The organism is Methyloversatilis sp. (assembly GCF_030696805.1).
Taxonomy (GTDB): domain Bacteria; phylum Pseudomonadota; class Gammaproteobacteria; order Burkholderiales; family Rhodocyclaceae; genus Methyloversatilis.
This window is the reverse complement of sequence record NZ_JAUYRO010000004.1, coordinates 1-8644: the sequence shown is the minus strand read 5'-3', so window position 1 is coordinate 8644 and position 8644 is coordinate 1. Positions and strand designations below refer to the sequence as shown.

General features: G+C 66.1%; 8 protein-coding genes and 1 pseudogene. 3 read left to right on the top strand and 6 right to left on the bottom strand.

Translation table 11 applies throughout. From position 1 onward, the window contains the following. Nucleotides 1-239, top strand: a pseudogene (locus Q8R75_RS00540) (phosphomethylpyrimidine synthase ThiC); the annotation flags it as partial. 470 nt (nucleotides 240-709) lie between these two features. Here Q8R75_RS00540 and Q8R75_RS00535 read toward each other — a convergent pair. The 6 genes from Q8R75_RS00535 to Q8R75_RS00510 form a co-directional block, all read right to left on the bottom strand. Next, nucleotides 710-1300: a hypothetical protein gene (locus tag Q8R75_RS00535; RefSeq protein ID WP_305613887.1), complete on the bottom strand. Its 591-nt coding sequence runs from the start codon at nucleotides 1298-1300 to the stop codon at nucleotides 710-712. A 105-nt stretch (nucleotides 1301-1405) separates the two neighbouring features. After that, nucleotides 1406-1906, bottom strand: a complete 501-nt coding sequence (locus Q8R75_RS00530; RefSeq protein ID WP_305613886.1) for a heme-binding protein — start codon at nucleotides 1904-1906, stop codon at nucleotides 1406-1408. Between the two features lie 33 nt (nucleotides 1907-1939). Further along, complete coding sequence (locus Q8R75_RS00525) at nucleotides 1940-2353, bottom strand: c-type cytochrome (protein WP_305613885.1); 414 nt, start codon at nucleotides 2351-2353, stop codon at nucleotides 1940-1942. 85 nt (nucleotides 2354-2438) lie between these two features. Next, nucleotides 2439-3236 carry a transporter substrate-binding domain-containing protein gene (locus Q8R75_RS00520; protein WP_305613884.1) on the bottom strand — a complete coding sequence of 266 codons (798 nt, stop codon included), beginning with the start codon at nucleotides 3234-3236 and terminating at the stop codon, nucleotides 2439-2441. Between the two features lie 4 nt (nucleotides 3237-3240). Then, nucleotides 3241-4986 carry a PQQ-dependent dehydrogenase, methanol/ethanol family gene (locus Q8R75_RS00515; protein WP_305663472.1) on the bottom strand — a complete coding sequence of 582 codons (1746 nt, stop codon included), beginning with the start codon at nucleotides 4984-4986 and terminating at the stop codon, nucleotides 3241-3243. Nucleotides 4987-5253: 267 nt separating this feature from the next. Beyond that, entirely contained in the window at nucleotides 5254-6048 is a 795-nt protein-coding gene (locus tag Q8R75_RS00510; RefSeq protein ID WP_305613882.1) for a hypothetical protein, read from the bottom strand. A gap of 337 nt (nucleotides 6049-6385) precedes the next feature. On the opposite strand from Q8R75_RS00510, the gene chrA reads away from it, so the two are divergent. Continuing rightward, nucleotides 6386-7753, top strand: coding sequence for a chromate efflux transporter (chrA, locus tag Q8R75_RS00505; RefSeq protein WP_305613881.1), 1368 nt, complete (start codon nucleotides 6386-6388; stop codon nucleotides 7751-7753). Between the two features lie 105 nt (nucleotides 7754-7858). After that, nucleotides 7859-8590, top strand: a complete 732-nt coding sequence (locus Q8R75_RS00500) for a YkgJ family cysteine cluster protein (protein ID WP_305613880.1) — start codon at nucleotides 7859-7861, stop codon at nucleotides 8588-8590. The last annotated feature ends 54 nt before the right edge of the window (nucleotides 8591-8644 follow it).

The following is an 8644-nucleotide window of genomic DNA, read 5'->3' as shown; positions in this document are numbered from 1 at the left end:
GGCTTGATCCGGACAAGGCGCGCGAATTCCACGACGAGACGCTGCCCCAGCACGGCGCCAAGCTCGCCCACTTCTGTTCCATGTGCGGCCCGCACTTCTGCAGCATGAAGATCACGCAGGACGTGCGCGACTACGCCGCCGCACAAGGTCTCAGCAACGAAGCCGCGCTCACCCAGGGCATGGAGACCAAGTCCATCGAGTTCGTCAAGCAGGGGGCCGAGGTGTACCGGAAGGTGTAAAGCCGCCGCGGAGGGCGCCGACGAAAACGCGACGGTGTCGCCCTTCGCAGGAGCGGACCCTGTCCGCGATAGGCGCGTCGATCACGTGACGTCGCGTGCCCGAAGACCGCATCGCCTGCGGGGGCGGAGCGGGGGTTTCGGCGAGCACGGCTCGCCGCCCGTGGAGCCGGTCGGCCATGCAGGGCCGACCGTGGGACGGCTCCTGCGAAAACCGCGACGGTGTTGCTTTTCGTAGGAGCGGACCCTGTCCGCGATCCGCACGCTGATCAAGCGCTGTCGCGTGTCCGAAGACCGCATCGCCTGCGGGGGCGGAGCGGGGGTTTCGGCGAGCACGGCTCGCCGCCCGTGGAGCCGGTCGGCCATGCAGGGCCGACCGTGGGACGGCCATGCAGGGCCGACCGTGGGACGGCTCCTACGAAAACCGCGATGATTTTGCCGTTCGAGGAGCGGACCCTGTCCGCGATCAAGGCTTACTGCAGTGCCTTGATCTGTTCCGGTGACAGGCCCTTGACGGCTTTCGCCGCCGATTCACGGGCGCGGTCGCGGTCGGTTTCGATGATGGCGTGAACTGAATTCATCACCTTGTCGTAGGCGGCAGCGGCTTCATCCTTGGTGATCTGGCCGGCTGCTGCGCGCTCGCAGGTGCGGTAGAGCGACTCGCGCAGGAAGGACAGCATCTGCGTGCGCTCGGCCAGCCTGACGACTGATGCATCGAGTTCGGCCGATCCGCCTTGCGACTTGCCCTGCGTCGCTTCCAGCCGTGCGATGAGTTTGAGGGTGGCGTCGGGCGCCGCTTCCGCGCAGCCGCGGATGGCGGGCGCCGGCGCGACAGCCGGTGCGGCAGCGGTGCCACTCGCCGCCGGACGCGCGGGCTCCGCCATCCCGAGCTTTTCGCTCAGCGTGACCGCCGGTGTCACCGGCTTCAGCGAATGATCGTACTTCGCCCAATACTGCTTGTGGCTGTCCGGCGCCTCGTCGCGCCCGGCGCTTTTCGTTCCGAGGCCGGCACAGCCGGACAGGAACAGCGTGGCGAGCGCAACGGATATCGGCAGGGATTTCATTCTGGCTCCTTTTGAGTTCTTGGTATGTGTTGTGCCGCGGCGCGACGGCAGCGTGCATCCGTCTTCATAGCAAGAAGAAGGCCAGAAAGGTGTCGGCCCACACCCTCACATCAGATGCTTGACGGCGTCCAGCGCCTTCTGAGCGCACACCTCATCTTCTTCTTCCGACCCGCCGCTGACACCGATGCTGCCGATGTGCGCGCCTTTCGAGGTCACGATCGGCAGCCCCCCTATTATGGTGGTGGTACGCGGAATCAGTTCGGCGCCGACCACCGTCTTCGACAATTCGCGGAACTGGCGCGTCGAAAACGGCGCGCCGGCCGACGTGTCGGCCTTCAACTGCGCCACGCGGATGCTGATCAGGATGCTGCCATCCATCCGGCTGAAGTGCTTCGGATTGCCGGCTTCGTCATTGATCGCGATGATCATGCGCCAGCCTTTTTCCTTGGCGTGGCGCTCGCACGCATCGGCCATCAGGCGGGCAGTGGCCAGATCGAGCGTGGGGCGCGCAGTCTGCGCCAGCACGGGCGCGGCCATCAGTGCGCCTGCGCAGGCGACGGCGGCGACCAGGCAGCGCGATGCAGCATTGAAGCGTTTGTTGTTCATCGGGTTCTTTCCGTTGGGTCGTGATGCAGCAGTTCAGTAGAACGGAATCTCGTCGTCATCCTTGGCGAGCTTGTCGGCAGCCTGGACGCGCAGCGCTTCTTCCCGCAGGAAGGCGATGATCTGCCAGATTTCTTCTTCCTTCAGCGAGGTTGCGAAGCCACCCATCTGGGTACCGGCACGACCATGGGCAATCAGCTCGAACATCTGTCCATCGCTGTTCGCACCACCCGGTCCCCAGGCGCCCTTGACCAGCTGCGGCCCCTTGCCGCCCTTGCCACGCGAATTGTGGCACTGCTGGCAATTGCGCCCGAACAGCTCTTCGCCCTTGCCGGCCGCACTGCGATCACCGGCCATCGGATTGTTGGCCGGCGCCTGGCCCGGACCGAACGCCTGCACCCCGCCTGCCAGCGCCATCAGCAGCACGCACCGTGCTGTGTATCGAATCATCTGCGAATCCTCCCGTTGCGCGTCGAGTTGCGCCTTCAGTTGCAGCCCGCGGGCAAACAACGCCCGCATGGCTGGTTAATGTCCTTCAGTTGCCGCCGCGCCCGATGGCCGGTGGCAGCCCGTTGCGCGTGGCGATCGCGTCGAGCGTTCCATCGCCCCGCAGCGCGCCGAGTGCCGCATCGACCGCGCCCGTCAGCGCGGTGTCGCTGCGCCGGCTGACCATGACGAAGCGCGTCTGCAGCGCCGGCGCCTGAAGCGTCTCGCGCACGACCAATCCCGCGGGCAATGCTTCACCCGCCACCCGACCGGCCCACAGCAGGCCGGCGCCCAACTGGCCCTTCGCCAGCGCTTCCAGCAGCGCCGCGCTGCCGGCGAACGGCGAGCGGTTGAAGCCGCCGGCCAGCAGATACAGATCAGCCGGCGTAGCGGTGACCGCGCCGATCTTCTGCGCGCGCACCTCGGCCATCGATCCGATCGCGCTGGCGGCCGGCGTCAGCAGCACATAGCCGACCGACACGTAGGGCTGCGACGCCACCAGTCCGCGTGCAGACAAGTCATCGTCGCTGCCTTCGGTCACCGGCAGGCCGGCGAACAGCTCGCAGCTGCCGGCCTGCACCGATTCCTTGAGTGCGCGCCCCAGACCGCCGCGTTCCTGCAGCGTGATCCACTGCCAGTGCACCGCGCGGCCGAGACGTGCCGCGATGGCCTGCGCGACCTCCACATCGACACCCGCCGGTGCAACGGTGCGCGAGGAAAACGGCGGGTTCTGTTCGACCACGCACACACCGAGCGCGGCGGGTGTGCCGCCGGCCGACACTGGCAGCGCGACACACGCGAGCAGCCCGAACAGGCCGTGCAGCAAGCGTGCCGCGCTGCGCGTCACGCGTTCAGTCCGCAAGACCGAACACCATCATTCCGCCGCCACGGTTCTGCTGCTTGAACAGCTCGCCGTACACCAGCGGCCACAGGCTGCCGCCGCCCGGGCCGTAGACGATCGCGACGTACTGCTTGCCGTCGGCCGTGAAGGTGGTCGGGTTGCCGTGGATGCCGGTGCCGACGTTGAAGCGCCACAGCGTTTCACCCGAATCGTCGCGCATGGCCGAGAAGAAGCCTTCGGCATCACCCGAGAACACCAGACCACCGGCAGTCGCAAGCAGGCCACTGGTGGCCGGCGTGCTCTGCGGACGCGACCACACCTGTTCGCCCGTCGTGGCATTGAACGCCTTGACGCCGCCGGTGTAGGGGTTGGCCTTGAGCACCCGTGATGACAGGAACCACTCGCCGCGCTTCCATTCCATCTTCTTGGCCTGGACGTCCATCGAACTGTCGATGAAAGGCACATACAGCAGCTTGGTCTGCGGGCTGTAGGCCGCCGGGTGCCATTCCTTGCCGCCGTCGAGAATCGGCGCAATGTCGGTGGCAATCTTGTCGTAGCCGGGCACCTTGTCCGGATTGACGATCGGGCGGCAGTTGTCCTTGAAGCCGGTCACCCAGTTCACGCGCGCGATCGGCACCACCCAGTTGCACTTGCCATTGGTGCGGTCGATCGAATACAGGTGGCCATTGCGGTCACCGTGCAGCCACACCTTGCGGCCTTTTTCGTCATCGACCAGGATGGTTTCGTTGTTGCCGTCGTAATCCCAGGCGTCGTTCGGCGTGTACTGGAAGTGGAACTTGATCTTGCCGGTCTTCGCGTCCATCGCCAGCGTCGAGTTGCTGTACAGGTTGTCACCCTTGCGTACCGACGGATCGAAGTCGGGCGCCGGATTGCCGACACCCCAGTAGATCGTGTTGGTCTTGGCTTCGTAGTTGCCGGTCAGCCAGGCCGACGCGCCACCGGTGCGCCACGAATCGTTGGCCCAGGTGGCGGCGTGCGGATCGCTCGGGCTGTTCGGCCGGGTCAGCGTCTGCCATATGATTTCGCCGGTATCCGGATCGAGCGCAGTGATCTTGCCGACGTTGCCGCCGACGTCACCGCCCGAATTGCCGACCACGATCTTGCCATCGGCGACCAGCGGCATCGACGTGTAGATTTCGCCGCTGGTGTAGTCGCCCATCTTCTTTTCCCACACGACGCGGCCGGTGGTGTTGTTCAGCGCGACGATGTGGGTGTCCAGCGTGGCCATGTAGACCATGTCCTTGTACACCGCGACGCCGCGGTTCACCGCTTCGCAGCACAGGCGCGGGCCGAGGTCGCCGGGCAGCGAGCGCTCGTACTTCCAGATCATGCGGCCGGTCGAACCATCGAGCGAGAACACCTTGTTCTGGCTGGCAGTCACGTAGATGCGGCCATTCACCACCGTGGTCTGGCTGACCTGCGCGTCATTGACGCCGAATGACAGATTCCACTTCGGCACCAGCTTCTTCACGTTGTCGCGCGTCACCTGACCGAGCTGCGAAAAGCGCCAGCCCTGGTAGTCCTTGCCGTAGTGCAACCAGTTGTTGGCGTCCTTGTCGGCGTGGATGAGCATGTCGTCGCTGACGTAATTCGGACGCCACTTGAAGGTGGCTTCGAGCACGTTCACGCCGAGCGGCGGTTCCGGATCTTCGGCCTGCACGGCGGCATTCAGGCCGAACATCGCGACCAGGCAGGTCAGGAAAGGTCCGGCAAGGCGACCGGTTTGCTTGTTCATGGGTTCTCCTCCGTTTTTTTTCGGATGCGCACAGCGGCACCCGGCGACAACGCGCGGAAGCATAAATGCATCATCCATGCCAAAAACCTCGCTGGCCGGACGAGACGGCAGCGCCCGGGAAAAAATCCTTTGTGATCAAGGCGGGTTTTTTTCCCCTGCGTGCGAGGGACTATTCCTGAAACAGGCAGACGCCGAAGGGTGAGACGAACGTCTCAGCACACTAAGGCTACAGGTGTCTCAAGAATGCGGAGACGGGCGCGCTTGCAGTCAGCCCTTCGGCCCGAGGCCGAAGAAGGTGCGGAAGCGGTCCCAGCGGCGCTTGAACCAGGCCTTGGGCGTGTCCTGAACGTAGTAGGTCAGCATGAGGGTCCAGCGCTCGCCGTCGGCTTCGGTGGTGCGGCGCGCGCTGTGCCAGCTTTCGCGCTCCATCACGGCGAAGGCGTAACCGCTGGCCGGCATGAAATCCATTGCGATGGTCTTTTCGGCCTCGGGGCCGGTGCGGCCGTAATGGAACACCGTGCCGATGTGACGTTGCGAGGCATCCTCAGGCAGATAGAACTGCACTGTGATGGCCTTGGCCATCACGTCGGCGTGGATGCCGATCTGATAGCCGGGCAGGTCGCACACCAGAATGGGGATGGGGTACAGGTCGATCTGGTCAATGCTGCGGCCGAACCGGGTTTCGAGCGACTGTCTGAACTTGAGCTTGAATGCGTCCTGCATGTCGCGCGAACGCAGCACGCGCGAGATCGAACCCCACAGCGCGCGCTGTTCGGCCGGCAGCCGCCACAGGTGTTCCGGGTACAGATACATGCGCCGGCGCGTGCTGCGGCCGTCGGCCTGCATCGCGTCCTTGTGACGCAGGTCGTGAAAACGCTCGCGCGCCGGAATCAGCGCAAGCAACCGCTCGTAAAAGCCGGGCGAGAACACGTTCTGCATATATACATGCTCGAACGGCGACGTCTGCAGCGCGCTCGCCGTCACGGCCCGCAGCATCGTGGTGTCGGGCGCGGGGTCGTTCGGGGCAGCGGCAACAGGAACGGACAGGGAAGGCTGAGACATGATCGATGGCCTGGCAGCAAAACTGGTCGCAGGATAGCGCGATGCGCAGCGCCTGTCGGGGGGCGGTGTGGCGCGAATGCTGCAGCATCGCCAAGACGCACCGCCATGAAGCTGCGGTAGGCTCCGGGCACGGCGCGGCGCAGCGTACTGGCTTGCAGCGCAGGGCCATGGGAGCGGCCTCTGTGGGAGCGGCGTCCTCGCCGCGATAGTGCCGCGACCATCGTTGCGCAGCGTGCGCATCGCGGCGGGGACGCCGCTCCCACAAAAACCGGACGATTACCGTTCACACTCGCCACCCGACGCTGTCGCCCGCACCATCGCACTGATCAACCTCACCATGCCGCTGCCCGACACTGCCGACACCTCCCGCTCCGCTCCCACCGTGCCGTTCGGCGACGCTTTCCTGTTCTGGCTCAAGCTCGGTTTCATCAGCTTCGGCGGACCGGCCGGGCAGATTTCGATCATGCACCAGGAGCTGGTCGAGAACCGGCGCTGGATTTCCGAGCGCCGGTTCCTGCATGCGCTCAATTACTGCATGTTGCTGCCCGGCCCGGAGGCGCAGCAGCTCGCAACCTATATCGGCTGGCTGATGCACCGGACCTGGGGCGGCATCATTGCCGGCGTGCTGTTCGTGCTGCCGTCGCTGTTCATCCTGATCGCGCTGTCGTGGGTGTACATCGCGTTCGGCGACGTGCCGCTGGTGGCCGGGCTGTTCTACGGCATCAAGCCGGCGGTGACCGCCATCGTGCTGCAGGCGGCCCACCGCATCGGTTCGCGCGCGCTGAAGAACAACTGGATGTGGGCGATCGCCGGCGCGTCCTTCGTCGCCATCTTCGCGCTCAACGTGCCCTTTCCGGCCATCGTCGCCGCGGCGGCGCTGATCGGTTACGTCGGTGGGCGCCTCGCGCCGGCGCTGTTCAGCGCCGGCGGCGACCACGGCAAGACGGTCAAGTCCTTCGGCCCGGCGCTGATCGACGACGACACGCCGACGCCCGAGCACGCGCGCTTTCGCTGGGCGCGACTGGCGCGCGTGGTGGTCATCGGTGCGCTGCTGTGGGTGATTCCGATGGCGCTGCTGACGATGTTCTTCGGCTGGAGCCACACGCTGACGCAGATGGCGTGGTTCTTCACCAAGGCGGCACTCCTCACCTTCGGCGGCGCCTACGCGGTGCTGCCCTATGTGTATCAGGGCGCGGTCGGCCATTACGGCTGGCTCACGCCGACGCAGATGATAGATGGCCTCGCGCTCGGCGAAACCACACCCGGCCCGCTCATCATGGTGGTCGCCTTCGTCGCCTTCGTCGGCGGCTATCTCAGCCACGACATGCGGGCGCTGTTCGGGCCGGACGGCCTGTTCCTCGCCGGTGCCCTCGCCGCGACGCTGGTCACCTGGTTTACCTTCCTGCCGTCCTTCCTGTTCATCCTGGCCGGCGGCCCGCTGGTCGAATCGACGCACGACGACCTCACCTTCACCGCCCCGCTGACCGCCATCACCGCCGCCGTCGTCGGCGTCATCGTCAATCTGGCGCTGTTCTTCGGCTACCACGTGCTGTGGCCGGACGGCTTCGACGGCCGCTTCGACGCGATATCGGCACTGATCGCCGCCGCTGCGGCGGTGGCGCTGTTCCGCTACCGGATGAACGTGATGCACGTGATCGCGGGGTGTGCGGTGGTGGGGCTGTTCGCGAAAACCGTGCTCGGCTGAGCGTCGGATGCTGCTGCATCGCCATCGTTTGCGGTGCGTCAACCGCCACCGCCGTCGCCTTCCCTACAGTGCGACGCTGGGTCTTTACGGACGGAGCGGCACGGCATGGCACACCACGACGACAACCTGCGCTTCTTCCGCGCCCGGCATGCGGCCTTCGCGCAGATACTCGACACGCGCAACGACGATGAAGCGCTGCTGGGGCATCTGCTCGACGAGGCCTTCGACGGCTTCGAACAGGCGTTGCAGGCGCGGCTCGACGCCGGTGCCCCGGTCGCCTGCGACCGGGGTTGCGCCACCTGCTGCACGCTGCGCGTCACCGCCACCGCACCCGAGGTGCTGCTCATCGCACGCCATCTGGTGGCCGCCGATCCGGCCGTCTGCCGGCGTGTCGTGCAGCGCATCGCCGAAGCCGACGAGCGCACGCGCTTCGAAAGCGATGCGCAGCGGGTGACGCTGCAAAGCCCCTGTCCATTCGTTGACGACGAAGGCGCCTGCGTCATCTACTCCGCCCGGCCGCTGTCCTGCCGCGGCCATGCCTCGCACGACCGCCACGCCTGTTCGCTCGCCGCCTGCGGGCAGGTCGACGACATCCCGTATTCGGTGGCCCATCGCATGGTGCGCAGCCTGGTGCAGAACGCGCTGCAGGCCGCGCTGCGCGACGCCGGCTACGCCTGGGGCGCCTACGAACTGAACCACGCGCTGATGCTGGCCCTGTCGCAATCCGAAAGCGAAGCCGCCTGGCGCGCCGGCGAAGACGTATTCGCCGACGCCCAGATCGACGACGTCAGCCCGGCCGAGATGGCCAGCACCTTCGACTGGCTCAAAGGGGCGTAGCGCCCGGGCAGCGCCGAGGTTGGGCATCGCTGCGCTCACCCCAACCGACAATGG